The 15,721-nt window shown below is 72.7% G+C and carries 15 protein-coding genes; 9 read left to right on the forward strand and 6 right to left on the reverse strand.

The genetic code is table 11. The features are described 5' to 3' along the window. Positions 1-10: 10 nt before the first annotated feature. Together ACFYPJ_RS04405 and ACFYPJ_RS04410 are read right to left on the reverse strand one after the other, a co-directional pair. Positions 11-682: a response regulator gene (locus ACFYPJ_RS04405; RefSeq protein ID WP_389010309.1), complete on the reverse strand. Its 672-nt coding sequence runs from the start codon at positions 680-682 to the stop codon at positions 11-13. A gap of 81 nt (positions 683-763) precedes the next feature. Further along, a complete protein-coding gene (locus ACFYPJ_RS04410; RefSeq protein ID WP_389010312.1) occupies positions 764-1,969 on the reverse strand; it encodes a sensor histidine kinase in 1,206 nt (401 codons plus the stop codon). Positions 1,970-2,285: 316 nt separating this feature from the next. Here ACFYPJ_RS04410 and ACFYPJ_RS04415 point away from each other — a divergent pair, with 316 nt between their 5' ends. After that, entirely contained in the window at positions 2,286-3,545 is a 1,260-nt protein-coding gene (locus ACFYPJ_RS04415; protein WP_389011575.1) for an SAM-dependent methyltransferase, read from the forward strand. A gap of 167 nt (positions 3,546-3,712) precedes the next feature. Here the strand turns inward: ACFYPJ_RS04415 and ACFYPJ_RS04420 are convergent, their stop codons facing one another. Further along, a complete protein-coding gene (locus tag ACFYPJ_RS04420) occupies positions 3,713-4,864 on the reverse strand; it encodes an NADH-quinone oxidoreductase subunit D (RefSeq protein WP_389010314.1) in 1,152 nt (383 codons plus the stop codon). A gap of 31 nt (positions 4,865-4,895) precedes the next feature. Between ACFYPJ_RS04420 and ACFYPJ_RS04425 the strand changes: the two genes are divergently transcribed. Together ACFYPJ_RS04425 and ACFYPJ_RS04430 are read left to right on the forward strand one after the other, a co-directional pair. Beyond that, on the forward strand, positions 4,896-5,435 hold the full coding sequence (locus tag ACFYPJ_RS04425) for a PH domain-containing protein (RefSeq protein WP_389010317.1): 540 nt from the start codon (positions 4,896-4,898) through the stop codon (positions 5,433-5,435). Next, entirely contained in the window at positions 5,432-6,760 is a 1,329-nt protein-coding gene (locus ACFYPJ_RS04430) for a PH domain-containing protein (protein WP_389010320.1), read from the forward strand. Before ACFYPJ_RS04425 ends, ACFYPJ_RS04430 begins: the two co-directional genes overlap by 4 nt. 118 nt (positions 6,761-6,878) lie before the next feature. On the opposite strand, the gene ACFYPJ_RS04435 is transcribed toward ACFYPJ_RS04430, so the two are convergent. Together ACFYPJ_RS04435 and ACFYPJ_RS04440 are read right to left on the reverse strand one after the other, a co-directional pair. Then, a complete protein-coding gene (locus ACFYPJ_RS04435) occupies positions 6,879-8,381 on the reverse strand; it encodes a hypothetical protein (RefSeq protein ID WP_389010322.1) in 1,503 nt (500 codons plus the stop codon). 131 nt (positions 8,382-8,512) lie between these two features. Next, complete coding sequence (locus tag ACFYPJ_RS04440; RefSeq protein ID WP_389010325.1) at positions 8,513-9,637, reverse strand: alpha/beta hydrolase; 1,125 nt, start codon at positions 9,635-9,637, stop codon at positions 8,513-8,515. Positions 9,638-9,864: 227 nt separating this feature from the next. Between ACFYPJ_RS04440 and ACFYPJ_RS04445 the strand changes: the two genes are divergently transcribed. From ACFYPJ_RS04445 to ACFYPJ_RS04470, 6 genes are all read left to right on the forward strand, one after another. Continuing rightward, positions 9,865-11,715, forward strand: coding sequence for a phosphatidylglycerol lysyltransferase domain-containing protein (locus tag ACFYPJ_RS04445; RefSeq protein WP_389010328.1), 1,851 nt, complete (start codon positions 9,865-9,867; stop codon positions 11,713-11,715). Between the two features lie 53 nt (positions 11,716-11,768). After that, positions 11,769-12,695: a dihydropteroate synthase gene (gene folP, locus ACFYPJ_RS04450; protein ID WP_389010331.1), complete on the forward strand. Its 927-nt coding sequence runs from the start codon at positions 11,769-11,771 to the stop codon at positions 12,693-12,695. Beyond that, the gene (locus tag ACFYPJ_RS04455) at positions 12,692-13,195 is read left to right on the forward strand and encodes a nuclear transport factor 2 family protein (protein ID WP_389010334.1); all 504 of its coding nucleotides are present in this window, start codon (positions 12,692-12,694) and stop codon (positions 13,193-13,195) included. The genes folP and ACFYPJ_RS04455 overlap by 4 nt, the downstream gene beginning before the upstream one ends. 247 nt (positions 13,196-13,442) lie before the next feature. Continuing rightward, on the forward strand, positions 13,443-13,802 hold the full coding sequence (gene folB / locus ACFYPJ_RS04460) for a dihydroneopterin aldolase (RefSeq protein ID WP_389010337.1): 360 nt from the start codon (positions 13,443-13,445) through the stop codon (positions 13,800-13,802). Then, positions 13,799-14,410 carry a 2-amino-4-hydroxy-6-hydroxymethyldihydropteridine diphosphokinase gene (gene folK, locus ACFYPJ_RS04465; RefSeq protein WP_389010340.1) on the forward strand — a complete coding sequence of 204 codons (612 nt, stop codon included), beginning with the start codon at positions 13,799-13,801 and terminating at the stop codon, positions 14,408-14,410. The genes folB and folK overlap by 4 nt, the downstream gene beginning before the upstream one ends. Before the next feature lie 81 nt (positions 14,411-14,491). Further along, a complete protein-coding gene (locus ACFYPJ_RS04470) occupies positions 14,492-14,983 on the forward strand; it encodes a DUF3180 domain-containing protein (protein ID WP_389010343.1) in 492 nt (163 codons plus the stop codon). A 16-nt stretch (positions 14,984-14,999) separates the two neighbouring features. On the opposite strand, the gene folE is transcribed toward ACFYPJ_RS04470, so the two are convergent. Further along, the gene (gene folE, locus ACFYPJ_RS04475; protein WP_389010346.1) at positions 15,000-15,605 is read right to left on the reverse strand and encodes a GTP cyclohydrolase I FolE; all 606 of its coding nucleotides are present in this window, start codon (positions 15,603-15,605) and stop codon (positions 15,000-15,002) included. Positions 15,606-15,721: the final 116 nt, after the last annotated feature.

Raw genomic sequence — 15,721 nt, forward strand, 5'->3', positions numbered from 1 at the left:
CGCGCGCGGGTCAGCCGTGTCCGCCGGCCCGCACCAGACCCGTCTCGTACGCCAGGACCACCACCTGCACCCGGTCCCGCAGCCCCAGCTTGGTCAGGATGCGGCCGACGTGCGTCTTCACCGTCGCCTCGGACAGCACCAGCCGGGCCGCGATCTCACCGTTCGACAGGCCCTGCGCGACCAGCACCATGACCTCGCGCTCGCGGTCGGTGAGCCGCTCCAGCTCCTTGTGCCGCGGTTGCGGGCCCGCGGTGGGCAGCATCGGCGCGAAGCGGTCGAGGAGGCGGCGGGTGGTGGAGGGGGCGACGACGGCGTCACCGCTGTGCACGGAGCGGATCGCGGACAGCAGCTCGGCCGGCGGCACGTCCTTCAGCATGAAGCCGGAGGCGCCCGCCTTGAGCCCGGAGAAGGCGTACTCGTCGAGGTCGAAGGTGGTCAGGATCAGCACCTTCGGCGGATTGGGCGCGGAGCAGATACGGCGGGTGGCCTCCACGCCGTCCAGCTTCGGCATGCGGACGTCCATCAGAACGACGTCGACGGCGGTGGAGCGCAGCACCTGGAGGGCCTCGACGCCGTCCCCCGCCTCCGCGACGACCTCCATGTCCGGCTGGGCGGCCAGCACCATCCGGAAGCCGGTGCGCAGCAGCGCCTGATCATCGACGAGCAGCACGCGGATCGCCATCGGTTCCTCTTCCGTTCCTCTTCTGTTTCCGGCTTCTCGGGCCGCGGACCTCGGGCCCCGGGCCCCGATCCCCCGCCGGGGTCAATGCGCCGGCTTGAGCGGGAGCAGGGCGCTGATGCGGAATCCTCCGCCCGGGCGGGGCCCCGCGTCGAGGGTGCCGCCGACCATACCGACCCGCTCGCGCATGCCGATCAGGCCGTGGCCGTCGCCGTCGGCGCCGCCCTCGTCGTACAGCTCGTGCGGGGCGCCCCTGCCGTCGTCCTCGACGAGCAGGCCGAGGCCGTCGTCGAAATAGACCAGTCGCACGCTGGCACCCGCGTCCGGTCCACCATGCTTGCGGGTGTTGGTCAGGGCCTCCTGCACGATGCGGTACGCGGTCAGCTCGACACCGCTGGGCAGCGGGCGCGGCGTGCCCTCGACCTTGAAGTCGACGGGCAGCCCGGAGCTGCGGCACTGCTCGATCAGTTCGTCGATCTGCTCCACGTCGGGCTGCGGGACGTACTCGCCGCTCTCCTTGTGCTCCCCGGTGCGCAGCACGCCGAGCAGACGGCGCATCTCGGCGAGCGCCTGGCGGCCGGTGGAGGAGATCGTCTCCAGGGCCTTCTTCGCCTGGTCGGGCGCGGCGTCGAGGACGTACGCGGCACCGTCGGCCTGCACCACCATCACCGACACGTTGTGCGCGACCACGTCGTGCAGTTCGCGCGCGATCCGCGCGCGCTCGGCGGCGACCGCGACCTTCGCCTGCGCCTCCCGCTCCTTCTCCAGCCGGGAGGCGCGCTCCTCCAGTTGCGCGAAGTAGGCGCGGCGCGTGCGCATGGAGTCGCCGAGCACCCACGCGAGGGCGAACGGCACCGTCTGGAAGACCGCCATCGCGATCTGCCCCGCGAAGCTCGCGTCCTCGGCCGGCCAGCGGATCTGGGCGAGGGACGCCGCGCACAGGCCGGCGACCAGGGCGAACCGGGAGGCCCACTGGGCGCCGGTCGCGGCGACGGTGTAGACGATCACCAGCATGGCGAAGTCGGCGACGGTCGTCTCGATGTCCAGGCCGAACTGCGCCGCTCCGGTCGCGGTGGCCAGCAGCAGCATCGGCTCCGGCAGCCGGCGGCGCAGCGCCATGACGACGGACATCACGGCGGACACGGCCAGACCGGCGGCGACCGATCCATGGTGGTGCGACACCCCGTTGATGTTGGAGACACCCACACTGGAGAGCCCGAACAGGACGACGGCCCAGAAGGAGTCGACCAGGGTCGGGTGTGTGCGGAGGTAGTCGTAAAGGCGCTGCACGTAACCCAGAGTAGGGAAGTGTGACGGGTGCAGGGGTCAACCGGAGGGCCGATCCGCACCTGACCCACATACTCCGCTAGGTGGATGCCGTGATCATCTGCCCGCCTAGTCTGGCCGGATGACGGACGGGGCGACGAGCCGGACCGCGGGCCGGACCACAGGCGGAACCGCAGACGAATCCGCAGACGAATCCGCAGACCGGTCCGCAGACCGATCGGTGGACGAAACCGCAGATGGAACCGACGAAACCGTGGAAGAAGTGGCAGAGATCGGGAACGGAACCGCGAACGTGGTCGGGAACGGAACCGCAGACGTGATCGGGGGCGGAACCGGCGGGAGCGCGGGCGGGGCCGGTGGTGCAGGGGCGGGCGACGCGCCGGGTGCGTGGCGTGGCTGGCGGGCGGCCGCCGAGGCGGCGCTCTACGGCCCGGACGGCTTCTACTGGCGGCCCGAGGGCCCGGCTGGCCACTTCCGCACCTCCGTGCACGCGTCGCCGCTGTTCGCCCGTGCGGTGGCGCGGCTGCTGTGCCTGGTCGACGACGCGCTGGGACGGCCCGCGACGCTCGACTTCGTCGACATGGCGGCCGGGCGGGGCGAACTGGTCACCGGAGTGCTCGCCGCGCTGCCCGCCGAGGTGGCCGCCCGCGCGCGCGGGTACGCCGTGGAGATCGCCGGCCGCCCCGCGGGGCTCGACGAGCGCATCACCTGGCTGAGTGAGCCGCCCGCCGGGATCACCGGGCTGCTGTTCGCCAACGAGTGGCTGGACGACGTACCGCTGGAGGTCGCCGAGGTCGACCCCGACGGCGTGCCGCGGCTGGTGCTCGTACGGGAGGACGGGGCCGAGCGGCTCGGCGAGCCCGTGGCGGACGCCGAGGCGGCGTGGCTCGCGCGCTGGTGGCCGCTGCCGCCCGGGGAAGGGCTGCGCGCGGAGATCGGGCTGTCGCGGGACATCGCGTGGGCGTCCGCCGTCGCGTGCGTCGAGCGGGGGCTCGCGGTGGCCGTGGACTACACGCACACCGCGGGGACGCGCCCGCCGTTCGGAACGCTCACCGGGTTCCGGGAGGGGCGCGAGACGGCGCCTGTGCCGGACGGGTCGTGCGACATCACGGCACACGTCGCGCTGGACGCGTGCGCGGCCCTGGACCTGTACGCGGTGCCGAACCCGCACGCGGCACCGGCCACCGGCACGGCAGCGGACACCGGCACGGCGGCGGTCAGCGGTGCGGCGACGGTCAGCGGTGCGGCAGCAGCGGACACCGGCGCGGCAGCGGACGCGTACGACGGGCGGGGCGCCGGTGCGATGTCCCGCACGGCGCGTACGCTCCCGGACGCACGCCTGCTCACACAACGTGATGCGCTGCACACCCTGGGTCTCACCGGCGTACGTCCCCCGCTCGCGCTCGCCTCCACCGATCCCCCGGCGTACGTCCGGGCCCTCGCGAGCGCCGGTGCGGCCGCGGAACTCACCGCGCCCGGCGGCCTGGGCGACTTCGGCTGGCTGCTCCAGCCGGTCGGCATCCCCCACCCCCTCGGCACGGACCCGACCACGCCGGTGACGGACTCGATGCCCCGGTGACGGACCCGGGCCCACCAGTGACGACCCGGGCCCACCAGTGACGGACCCGACGCCCGGTGACGGACCCGGCCATGTCAGCGCTTGCCGCCATGCACCGTCACTCGCCGTTGCCCACCGTCACTTCCCGCCGCTTACCGTCGCCTGCCGTCACTTTTCGTCACTTGCCGTCACTTGTCGATGTCTCCGACCACGAAGAACATCGACCCCAGGATCGCCACCATGTCCGCGACCAGCGTCCCGGGCAGCAGTTCCGTCAGTACCTGGATGTTGTTGTACGAGGCCGAACGCAGCTTGAGCCGGTACGGCGTCTTCTCGCCCTTGCTGACCAGGTAGTAGCCGTTGATGCCGAGCGGGTTCTCGGTCCACGCGTACGTGTGCCCCTCGGGCGCCTTCAGGACCTTCGGCAGCCGCTGGTTGATCGGCCCCGGCGGCAGCTCCGCGAGCCGGTCGAGGGAGGCGTCGGCCAGTTCCAGGGCGTTGTGCGTCTGCTCCAGAAGGCATTCGAAGCGGGCCAGGCAGTCGCCCTCCTGCCGGGTCACCACCCGCAGCGTGTCCTGGAGCTGCCCGTACGCCAGGTACGGCTCGTCGCGCCGCAGGTCGAAGTCGACCCCGGCCGCCCGGGCGATGGGCCCGCTCACGCCGTACGCGTGCACGGTCCGCGGCGCGAGCGTCCCCACGCCGCGCGTGCGCCCGCGGAAGATCTCGTTGCCGAGGACCAGGTCGTCGAAGACGTCCATGCGGGAGCGCACCGCGGCGACGGCGGCACGCGCGCGTGCCGTCCAGCCGGCCGGAAGATCCTCCTTGAGGCCGCCGACGCGGTTGAACATGTAGTGCATGCGCCCGCCGGAGACCTCCTCCATGACGTTCTGCAGCACCTCCCGCTCCCGGAACGCGTAGAAGACCGGGGTGATCCCGCCCAGCTCCAGTGGATAGGAGCCGAGGAACATCAGGTGGTTGAGCACCCGGTTCAGCTCGGCCAGCAGCGTGCGCGTCCACACCGCGCGCGAGGGCACCTCCATGCCGAGCATCCGCTCCACGGCGAGCACCACGCCCAGTTCGTTGGAGAACGCCGACAGCCAGTCGTGACGGTTGGCGAGCATGATGATCTGGCGGTAGTCACGCGCCTCGAAAAGCTTCTCCGCACCCCGGTGCATGTAGCCGATCACGGGTTGCGCCTCAATGATGCGCTCGCCGTCCAGCACGAGCCGCAGCCGCAGCACACCGTGCGTGGAAGGGTGCTGGGGGCCGATGTTGAGCACCATGTCCGTGCTCTCCGCCGCACCGCCGATCCCGACCGTGGTCTCCGTCGTAGGAGTCATGCTTCCAGTCTCCCCTACGTAGGCTGGCTGTATGGAGACGGGGAGCCCGCACGAGGCGGGAACGGCGGGCGCGGCAGGTACGGCGGGCGCAGCGGGGACGGCGCGCGCCGAACCGGTGTGGCACGGGCTGCCGCCGGGGCTGCTGCGGATGCGCCGCATGCTGCTGTCGGTGTGGCTGGGAGCGGCCGCCCTGGCCGCGGGGCTGCTGCCCGGACTGCTCGCCGGGCCGCCCTGGGCCGCGTTCGCGCTGCTGCCGCTCGCCCTGCTGGCCTGGGGCCTGCTGATGCTGGGCCGCAACTGGCGTTCCTGGCGGTACGCCGAGCGCGCCGACGACCTGCTGATCAGCCGCGGGGTCCTGTGGCGCGAGGAGACCGTCGTGCCCTACGGGCGGATGCAGCTCGTCGAGGTGACCTCCGGACCCGTGGAGCGGCACTTCGGGCTGGCCAGCGTCCAGCTGCACACCGCCGCCGCGGCCACCGACGCCACCATCCCGGGCCTCGACCCGGCCGAGGCGGAACGGCTGCGGGACCGGCTCACCGAGCTGGGCGAGGCCAGATCGGCCGGCCTGTGAGCGCGCCGGACGTCGAGGACGGCATACGGCCCGGGCGGACCGTGACCGAGCGGCGGCTGCACCCCGTGACGCCGCTGCGGCGGGCCTGGGCGCCGGTCGCCGTGCTCGCCGGCTGGGCGGTGCACGACCCGAACCAGGCGCAGGAGCAGCTGACCCGGCTGACCACGGCATGGCTCCTCGCCGGGCTCGCCGTGCTGGTCACGGCGGCCGCCCTCTACGGCTTCCTGTCCTGGTGGTTCACGCACTTCGCGGTGACCGACAGCGAACTGCGCATCCGCACCGGCCTGTTGTTCCGGCGCACCGCGCACATCCGGCTGGAGCGGATCCAGGCCGTCGACGTCACGCGTCCGCTCCTCGCGCGCGTGGCGGGCGTCGCGAAGCTGCGGATCGACGTCATAGGAACCGACAAGAAGGACGAACTCGCCTTCCTGAGCGAGCGCGACGCGCGCGCCCTGCGCGCGGAACTGCTCGCGCGCGCCGCCGGGTTCGCACCCGAGACGGCGCACGAGGTCGGCGAGGCACCGCAGCGGCAGCTGATGCAGGTGCCCGCGCGCGACCTCGTGGTCTCGCTCCTGCTGTCCGGCGCCACCTGGGGTTCGCTGGTGGCCGCGCTGGTCGTACCGACCGTGCTCTGGCTGACCACCCACAGCGCGTGGACGGTGCTCGCCACCGGACTGCCGCTGATCGGCGCCGCGGGCGCGCGCAGCACGGGCCGGTTCCTGGCCGAGTACGACTGGACGGTGGCCGAGTCCCCGGACGGGCTGCGGATCGACCACGGGCTGCTCGACCGGGCGCACGAGACGGTGCCGCCGGGGCGGGTGCAGACGGTGCGGATCGTGGAGCCGCTGCTGTGGCGGCGGCGGAACTGGGTGCGGGTGGAACTGGACGTCGCCGGGTCGTCGAACACGTTGCTCGTTCCGGTCGCCCCGCGCGCGGTCGCCGAATCGGTCATCGCGCGCGTGCTGCCCGGCGTGGACGTGCCGCGGTCGGTGCACCGCCCGCCACGGCGGGCCTGGCGGTGCCTGCCGCTGTGGTGGCGGGGGCACGGCGTCGCGGTCTCCGGCGCGGTGCTCGCGTCCCGGCACGGGCTGCTGTGCCGGAGCCTGTCGCTGGTGCCGCACGCCAAGGTGCAGAGCGTACGGCTCACTCAGGGCCCCTGGGAGCGCCTGTGGCGCCTTGCCGACGCGCACGTGGACACCGGGGCCAGTAAGACCGTCACGGTCCGGCTGCGGGACGCACAGGAGGCCGCGGAGTTGCTGCGCGCACAGGCGGAGCGGTCACGGACGGGACGCAAGGACGCGCCACCGGACCGGTGGATGGCCTGAACCCGGAGACGCGCCACCGGCCCGACGGACGGTCCGAACCCAGAGACACACCACCGGCCCGACGGACGGTCCGAACCCCAGGACGCGACCGGTGAACGGCCCGAGCGCGCCCGCCCGTTCAGGACGCCGCGCTGCGCAGGCCCTGCAAGTCGATCTGTTCCGTCTCGTCGTGCGCCGTCAGGTCGATGACCTCGCCGCTGTCGCGCGTCTGCGCGTCGGCGGCCGTCGACGCGACGCCGGTCTCCGCTTCGTGGAGCGCGAGGGCCTCCTGGCCCACCACGTCGGCCAAGTCCTCGTGCTGCACGGCGTCCAGGGACGCCGACGGCGCGTCCGAATGCGCCGGCAGCGTGCCCCTCGCCATGCCGAAGAAGTCGAACCCGCCCTCGACCGCCGGGCGCCGCGTGGGCGCGGCCGGTACGACGGCCACCGCGGTCGGCACCGTGAAGTGCCCCTCGGGCCGCTGCGCAAAACCGGCGGACCCGGCGGCCTCCGGTGTGGTGCCGGCGGCCGCGTGCTCGTGCGCGGCGACCGCCTCGGGCTGCCCCGCCGCCTCGTCCTCCGGGGCGGGCCGATCGGCAGGCCCGGTGGCGGACTGCCCCGTGGACTCCGCGGCGGACTCCGCACGGTCGGCGTTCGGCCGCGTCCCGGCGGCCGTCCGCGTCACGCCGTCGTGCCCGCGCTCCCCTTTGGGCGCGGCGGCCGGGGCGGGCTCGGCGGCGTGACCGGCCGCGGGTGCCTCCCCGCCGCCGGCGAGGCGGGACCCTGACGCCGCCTCCGCATCGGCGGTACGCGCCCCGGACGCCGCCTCGCCGCCGCCGAAGCGGGACAGTGCCGCCCGGGCCCGCCGGAACAGCTCGGAGCCCTCCGGGGAGAACACCGCGAAAGCCGCCGGCCTCTCTTCGTCCCCGGACTGCCCCGCACGCGCCTCGGGTTCGTCGGCCGCGCTGCCGGAATCCGCCGTGCGCGCCTCGGCCACGACCGCCCCGGACGCCACGTCCCGGGAGGGTTCGAGAGCCCTTGCCGTGGTGCCGGGCCCGACCGCCGCCCGAGCCCCGGCAGCCCCGGCCTCGACCGCCCTGAACTCCACGGACCGGGCGCCGGGCGCCCGCGAGTCGACCGCCCGCGACCCGGCCGTACCCGGCACCGGCGGCAACGCGCGCGTGGGCGCGGCCTCCAGCTCCAGCAGCCGGCGGCCCTCCAGGGCGCTGGCGCGCTCGGTCTCCGCCGTGGCGTACCGCCGCAGCAGCGCGGCGTGCTCGTTGCGCAGCCCCGTCAGCTCCGCCCGCTTGGCGCGCAGCCGCTGCTCCAGCTTGCCGCGCAGTGCGCGCGACTCCTCCAGGTCACTCTCCAGTTCGGCGACCCGTTCCTCGTGGCGCCACTCGTCACCGGCACGCGCGCGCGTGAGGTCGGCGACCTGTTTGCCCGCATGTGTGTCCCAGCGGCGCATCACGACCGCACCCACGACCGCCGTCGCCGCGGCGGCCGCGGACAGCGAGCGGAGCACCAGCGGTTCCGAGAACACCCAGGGGCCCGACGCACAGACGAGGGAGACACCGGCGATCGCCGACGGCGGCAACAGCCTGTGCAAAGGCGGGGAATGGCGGTGGCGTCCACGTGGCATGGCCAGAAACTTACCGCGCGTAGGCGAATCGCGGTTACCCACCCCGTAAAAACGCGGTCATTCCGAAACCTTCTCGCCACCTCGGCAACGGCCCGGACGGAGTTCCTCCGCCGAATTCCCCAAGATCGTTTTCAGCGGACGGTCAATCGCCCGCTCAGCCACTGCAACATGGCCGGGATCTCGCGCTTCCAGGTGTTGAAGTTGTGGCCGCCGCTGTCGAGGATGATCGACGAGATCCGGGTCAGGTGCGTGGCTTCCACGCGTTTGATGAATTCCAGCGTGGCCTTGTAGTTGGTCTCGCCGACCTTGCTGCTGCTGACGAGCAACGAAGTGTCGGGCGCGGGTTCGTGGTCGAGGAACCAGCGCAGATCGGCGCGATTGCGCAGCGTCTTGTCGCCGTGGAAGAGATCGCCGGTCGTGGGGTCGATCGGCGCCTTGTAGTAAGGCGACAGACCCGCGCCCGCCGCGTACACACCGGGATGGTGCATCGCGAGCTTCAGGGCGCAGTAACCGCCGGTGGAATCGCCGGCGATCCCGAGGCCGCCGGGTTTTGCGCTCACCCGGTAGTGGGCGCGCAGCGCGTCGGGCAGATCCTTGGCGAAGAACGTCTCGGCGCGCGGGCCGCCGGGAACGTCCACGCACTCGGTGTCCCGGGGCGGCGCCACCGTCGGCCGCAGCATCACCAGGATCATCGGCTCCATGCGCCCTTCCTGGGCGAGTTCCCGCGCGGTACGCGGATAGTGCAGCTTGTCCACCAGGGAACGCGCCGTGCCCGGGTAACCGGTGAGGATGACGGCCGTCGGGAACCTGCGCGTGTGCTGCCCCGGCTGGAAGTACTCGGGCGGCAGGTACACATACGCGGGCGTGACGATGTGCGTCGTCCGCCCCACGACGTTGACCTGCTGCACCTGCCCGGACTTCCGCGGCAGCGATCCGCTCGTCCCGAGCGCGCGCGTGGTGCCGACCACCTGGACCGGGCCGTCGCCGAACCGGCCCGCGTGGTCGACGACGACACCCTGGCCGGTCTCCTGCCCGAACAGGTCGGCCCAACTGGCGTAGAAGCCGAAGGACTGGTTGGCGGCGAGCCCCAGGGAGGCGAACAGCGCCACCTGGGTGGCCAGGAGAAGGGCGACCCGTCCGCTGACGGCCCGCCAGGTCGCGCGGGCCAGCCGCGGCCAGATCCACACGGTGCCCGCGAACAGCAACACCGCGGACCCGACTGCCAGTACCAGCACTTTGTCGCTCGTGAGACCCATGAGCTCTCCCCGCCTGCACTTTCCGCCGCGGCCCGCCGACGCTCTCGTCACGAAGGCTTGCCCCGGGCTTTCCGTTGCCTTTGAACCGGCTTTCCGGTGGGGAGTGAACCTCCCCGGTCGAGACACCGTCCTAGAGGGCGCAATGTCGCCGGATGCCCAGATCGGCACCGGGTTCAAGGTCTCTCGCAGAACTACGGGATGCGATGTCTGTCAGGATAGATGGGGATGTGTCGGGCGAGGTTCCGCGGCGGCCGAGCGCGGCGCGGCGCATACTCCGCGGCCCGCGCCCCGAAGCCGTCCCCGCCCTGATCGGCCGGGCGGGCGCCTTCGTGGGCCTCCTGGACATCGCGGCCAGTGTCTTCCCGCGCTTCCGGCACAGCCGTATGCACGCGCTGGCCGAGGTACTGCCCGGCGCGCTCGGCCCGTTCGCCGCCGCGCTCTCGCTCAGCACCGGCGTGCTTCTGCTGCTGCTCGCGCATGGTCTCAAACGGCGCAAGCGCCGGGCATGGCGGGCCGCGGTCGCGCTGCTGCCGGCCGGCGCCGTGGCGCAGTTCGCCTACCGGCACTCCCTCGTCGGAGCGCTCATCTCGCTGGTGCTGCTCGTGGCACTGCTGCGCCACCGGGACGAGTTCGCGGCCCTGCCCGACCCGCGCAGCCGCTGGCGCGCGGTCGCCAACTTCGTCCTCATGGGGGCCGGTTCCCTCGCCCTGGGCCTGGTCATCGTCAGCGTCCACCCGAGGCGGACGATCGGCGACCCGAGCCTGGCCGACCGCCTGACGCACGTCCTGTATGGCCTGTTCGGCTTCGAGGGTCCCGTCGACTACCAGGGCGCCACCTCCTGGACGGTCGCCTTCTCCCTCGGCGCCCTCGGCCTGCTCACCGCGGTCACCACCATCTACTTCGCGTTCCGCCCGGAACACCCGGCCGCGCGCCTGACCGAGGAGGACGAGGCCCGGCTGCGCGCGCTGCTGGTGAAGCACGGCGGGCGCGACTCCCTCGGCCACTTCGCGCTGCGCCGCGACAAAGCGGTCGTGTTCTCGCCCAGTGGCAAGGCGGCCGTGACCTACCGGGTGGTCTCCGGCGTGATGCTCGCCAGCGGCGACCCGATCGGCGACGTCGAGGCCTGGCCCGGCGCCATCGAGCGCTTCATGGACGAGGCCACGGCCCACTCGTGGACCCCCGCCGTGATGGGCTGCTCGGAGACCGGCGGCGAGGTGTGGACCCGGGAGACCGGCCTGGACGCGCTGGAACTCGGCGACGAGGCGGTGGTGGACGTCGCGGATTTCTCGCTGGCCGGACGCGCGATGCGCAACGTCCGGCAAATGGTCAAGCGGATCGAACGAGCGGGTTACGAAACCCGGGTCCGGCACATTCGTGATCTCAGCGAGGGAGAACTCGAACGCATCCGGCGGGCCGCCGAGGACTGGCGCGGCACCGACACCGAGCGCGGCTTCTCCATGGCGCTCGGCCGCATCGGCGACCCCGCCGACGGCGACTGCCTGATCGCCACCGCCCACCGGTCCGACGAGGCGGGCGGCGGCGCCCCGGGCGACGCACGGAGCGAGGACCAGCCCGGTCCGTACGGCGACCTGAAGGCCATCCTGCACTTCGTGCCCTGGGGCCCGGACGGCGTGTCGCTGGACCTGATGCGCCGCGACCGGACGGCCGACCCGGGCATGAACGAACTGCTGATCGTCGCCGCCCTCCAGGCGGCGCCGAAGCTCGGCATCACCCGGGTCTCGCTCAACTTCGCGATGTTCCGCTCGGCCCTGGCCCGCGGCGAGAAGATCGGCGCGGGACCGGTGCTGCGCGCCTGGCGCGGACTGCTAGTCTTCCTCTCGCGCTGGTTCCAGATCGAGTCGCTGTACAAGTTCAACGCCAAGTTCCAGCCACGCTGGGAGCCACGCTTCGTCGTCTACCGCGCCTCCGGCGACCTGCCCCGCATCGGGCTCGCCGCCATGCAGGCGGAGGGCTTCGTGAACCTCGCCCTGCCGCTGCCCCGCTTCCTGCGGCGCCGCTCGGCCGCCGCCCGCGCGTGCGCCCACAGCGTGCCGGAACGGGACGTACGAGCCGCCTGAGCCGCGCCGGGCCACGCACTCGGCCCGTCCCACCCGGGGCCTACGCTGAGCGTATGAACTACCAGAGCGGTCGCGGCCGAGTGGCGGGCCTTCCGGCATGGGACCGCTGCGCGGTCATGGGCGTCGTGAACGTGACCCCGGACTCCTTCTCCGACGGCGGCCGCTTCTTCGACACGTCCACCGCCGTCAAGCACGGCCTCGACCTCGTCGCCGAGGGAGCCGACCTGGTCGACGTCGGCGGCGAGTCCACCCGCCCCGGCGCCACCCGCGTCGACGAGGCCGAGGAACTGCGGCGGGTCGTCCCCGTCGTCCGCGGCCTCGCCGCCGAAGGCGTCCTCGTCTCCGTCGACACCATGCGCGCCTCGGTCGCCGCGCAGTCCCTCGCGGCCGGCGCCTGCCTCGTCAACGACGTCAGCGGCGGCCTCGCCGACCCCGCGATGATCCCGGTGGTGGCCGACGCAGGCGCCCCCTTCGTCGTCATGCACTGGCGCGGCTTCCTGGAGGGCAGCACCGTCCAGGGCGTGTACGAGGACGTCGTCACCGAAGTCGTCGACGAACTGCACGCGCGCGTGGAGGCCGTCCTCGCGGGCGGCATCGGCGCCGACCGCATCGTCGTCGACCCCGGACTCGGCTTCTCCAAGGAGGCCGGGCACGACCTCACCCTCCTCGCCCACCTCGACCGCCTGCTCACCCTGGGCCACCCGCTGCTCGTCGCCGCCTCCCGCAAACGGTTCCTCGGCCGGGTCCTGGCCGGCCCGGGAAGCGCACCGCCGCCCGCCCGGGAGCGCGACGCCGCCACCGCCGCCGTCTCCGCGCTCGCCGCGCAGGCCGGCGCGTGGGCCGTGCGCGTCCACGAGGTGCGCGCCACGGCGGACGCGGTACGCGTGGCCCGCGCCATGCAGCAGGCGCGCGCCCCGGAGCACCCGGCGCCCGGTACGACGGCCGCGGCCCCCGCACACGGCACCGGAGAAAGCCGGTGAGCGCCGCCCACACCGACGTCGAACAGGTCGAGCTGGCCAACACCGCCTACTACGAGGCAGTGGAAGAAGGAGACTTCGAGAAGCTGTCCTCGCTCTGGCTCGACCCGGCCGACCTGGGCGTCGACGAGGAGTACCACGATCCGGCGGACACCGGCGTGATGTCCTGCGTGCACCCCGGCTGGCCGGTGCTCACCGGCCGCGGCGAGGTCCTGAGGTCGTACGCGCTGATCATGGCGAACACCGACTACATCCAGTTCTTCCTCACGGATGTGCACGTCTCCGTCACCGGTGACACCGCCCTGGTGACCTGTACCGAGAACATCCTCAGCGGCGGACCCGCCCCGGAGGCCGGCGCGGAGCTGGGCCCGCTGGTCGGCCAGCTCGTCGTCGCCACGAATGTGTTCCACCGCACATCCGAGGGCTGGAAGCTCTGGTCGCACCACGCCTCCCCGGTTCTGGCCGAAAACAATGCGGACGAGGACGACGACTCTTCGCCCTGAGCGGGTAGGCGCCTGCCAGGAACCGGGAAGTGGCTGGAATCACGGACCGGCGGGCAGGCCGGCCACCGGCCTGTGAGCCGCCGGGTTCCCCGAGGCGAACACGTGATGAAACCTCCCGGTACCCGGTCGGGCACGCACCCCCCGTGACCCGGCGCTGTCAGTGCCCGCAGGTAGATTCGTCCGTGGCCGGTGCGCCGACCGCACTCGGCAGGACCGGCCGTTACCGACGATGGCAGGAGTGATTCGCGTGGATCGTGTCGCGTTGCGCGGTCTGAAGGCCCGCGGGCACCACGGTGTGTTCCCCGAGGAACGCGAGAAGGGCCAACCCTTCGTCGTCGACCTCGTCCTGGGCCTGGACACCCGGCCGGCCGCTGCCGACGACGACCTGACGAAGACCGTGCACTACGGCATCGTCGCCGAGGAGGTCGTGGCCGTGGTCGAGGGCGAACCGGTGAACCTCATCGAGACGCTCGCCGAGCGCATCGCCCGGACCTGCCTGAAGCACGAAGGGGTCGAGGAGGTCGAGGTCTGCGTCCACAAACCGGACGCGCCGATCACGGTGCCCTTCGACGACGTGACCGTCACCATCACCCGGAGCCGAGTATGACCGCATCCTTCACGCACGGTCCGAGCGACCCGACCGTACAGCCGGTGCCCGCCTCCGTCGTCGAACAGGTCGACGCCGCCGACACCACCCTGCAGAACCCCAAACGCGCCGTGCTCTCCCTCGGCTCCAACCTCGGCAACCGGCTGGAGACCCTCCAAGGTGCCATCGACGCCCTGGAGGACACCCCGGGCGTCCGCATCAAAGCGGTCTCCCCGGTGTACGAGACGGAGCCGTGGGGCGTGGCACCCGGCAGCCAGCCCTCGTACTTCAACGCGGTGGTGGTGCTGCGGACCACCCTCCCGCCGTCCTCGCTGCTGGAGCGGGCGCACGCGATCGAGGAGGCGTTCAACCGGGTGCGGGACGAGCACTGGGGGCCGCGCACCCTCGACGTGGACATCGTGTCGTACGCCGAGGTCGTCTCCGACGACCCGCAGCTCACCCTCCCTCACCCGCGCGCGCACGAACGCGCCTTCGTGCTGGCGCCCTGGCACGATCTGGACCCCGACGCCCAGCTCCCCGGCCGCGGGGCCGTCGCCGACCTGCTCGGCGCCGTCACCCACAGCGGCGTGGCAGCCCGTGCGGACCTGGAACTCCGACTGCCGGAGTAGTCGTTAAGGTCGAGACGACCACGGGACGGACACGCGGAAGCGGCCGCCCACACCACCGCGCGGGGGAGCTGAACAAACACAGTGAAAGAGCTGCGCATCAGGATGCTGGCCGGCGTGTTCGTCGTCGCCGGAGTGCTGTCCTGGGCAGGCGCCCGGCTGTGGAACTCGGTGGGGACGCTCCCCAGCGTCCCGCTGGCCGCTCCCATCGTCCTCGCGCTGATCGCGGTGGTCCTGCTGTCCACGGCGCTGTCGCTGCGCGCCCGCCTCAGGGCCCAGCGGGAGCGCCGCCCGGGCGCCAAGGGCGTCGACCCCCTGATGGCCGCCCGCGCGGTCGTCTTCGGCCAGGCCAGTGCCCTGGTCGCCGCCCTCGTCGCCGGCATGTACGGCGGCGCGGGCGCCTACCTCCTGGAGATCCTCGACATCCCGGCCCGCCGCGACCAGGCGTTCTACGCCGGGTTCTGCGTCGTGGCCGGAGTCGCGGTGATAGCGGCCGCCCTGTTCCTGGAGCGCGTCTGCAAGCTCCCCGAGGACGACGACGACAACGACCACCCGGGAGCGCAGCCGGTGGCCTGACGGCCGCCGGGACCGGTCAGCGCGCCAGTATCAGGCTCATCGCCTCGGCACGCGTCGTGGCGTCCCTGAGCTGCCCGCGCACGGCCGACGTCGTGGTCGTGGCACCGGGCTTGCGGATGCCGCGCACGGACATGCACATGTGCTCGGCCTCGATGACGACGATCACGCCACGGGCTTCGAGGATCCGCACGAGGGAGTCGGCGATCTGCGTGGTGAGCCGCTCCTGCACCTGGAGCCGGCGGGCGAACACCTCCACGAGGCGGGCCAGCTTCGACAGGCCGGTGATCTTGCCGGTCTCGGCCGGGATGTATCCGACGTGCGCGACGCCGTGGAACGGCAGCAGATGGTGTTCGCACAGCGACACGATCTCGATGTCCTTCACCAGGACCATCTCGTCGTGGCCCAGGTCGAACGTCGTCGTCAGAACGTCCTCCGGCTCCTGCCGCAGCCCTGCCAGCAGCTCCCGGTAGGCCCGCGCCACCCGCGCCGGCGTCTCCTTCAGGCCCTCGCGGTCCGGATCCTCGCCGACCGCGATCAGGAGTTCGCGTACGGCGTTCTCGGCGCGTTTCTCATCGAACTCACCGATGGTGCCCTCGCCGTCCAGGGTCACGGGGTCGGTCATGGGGTGCCTCGTTCCTGTAGCTCATGGCGGACACACGAAATGCCGCGGCCCCCCAAGGCTAGAACCCAGGGGGGCGCGGCATTCATCCCGGGCTGGTGTGGCCATGACCACACCAG

The sequence above is a fragment of the Streptomyces sp. NPDC006012 genome (assembly GCF_042871185.1).
Lineage (GTDB): Bacteria > Actinomycetota > Actinomycetes > Streptomycetales > Streptomycetaceae > Streptomyces.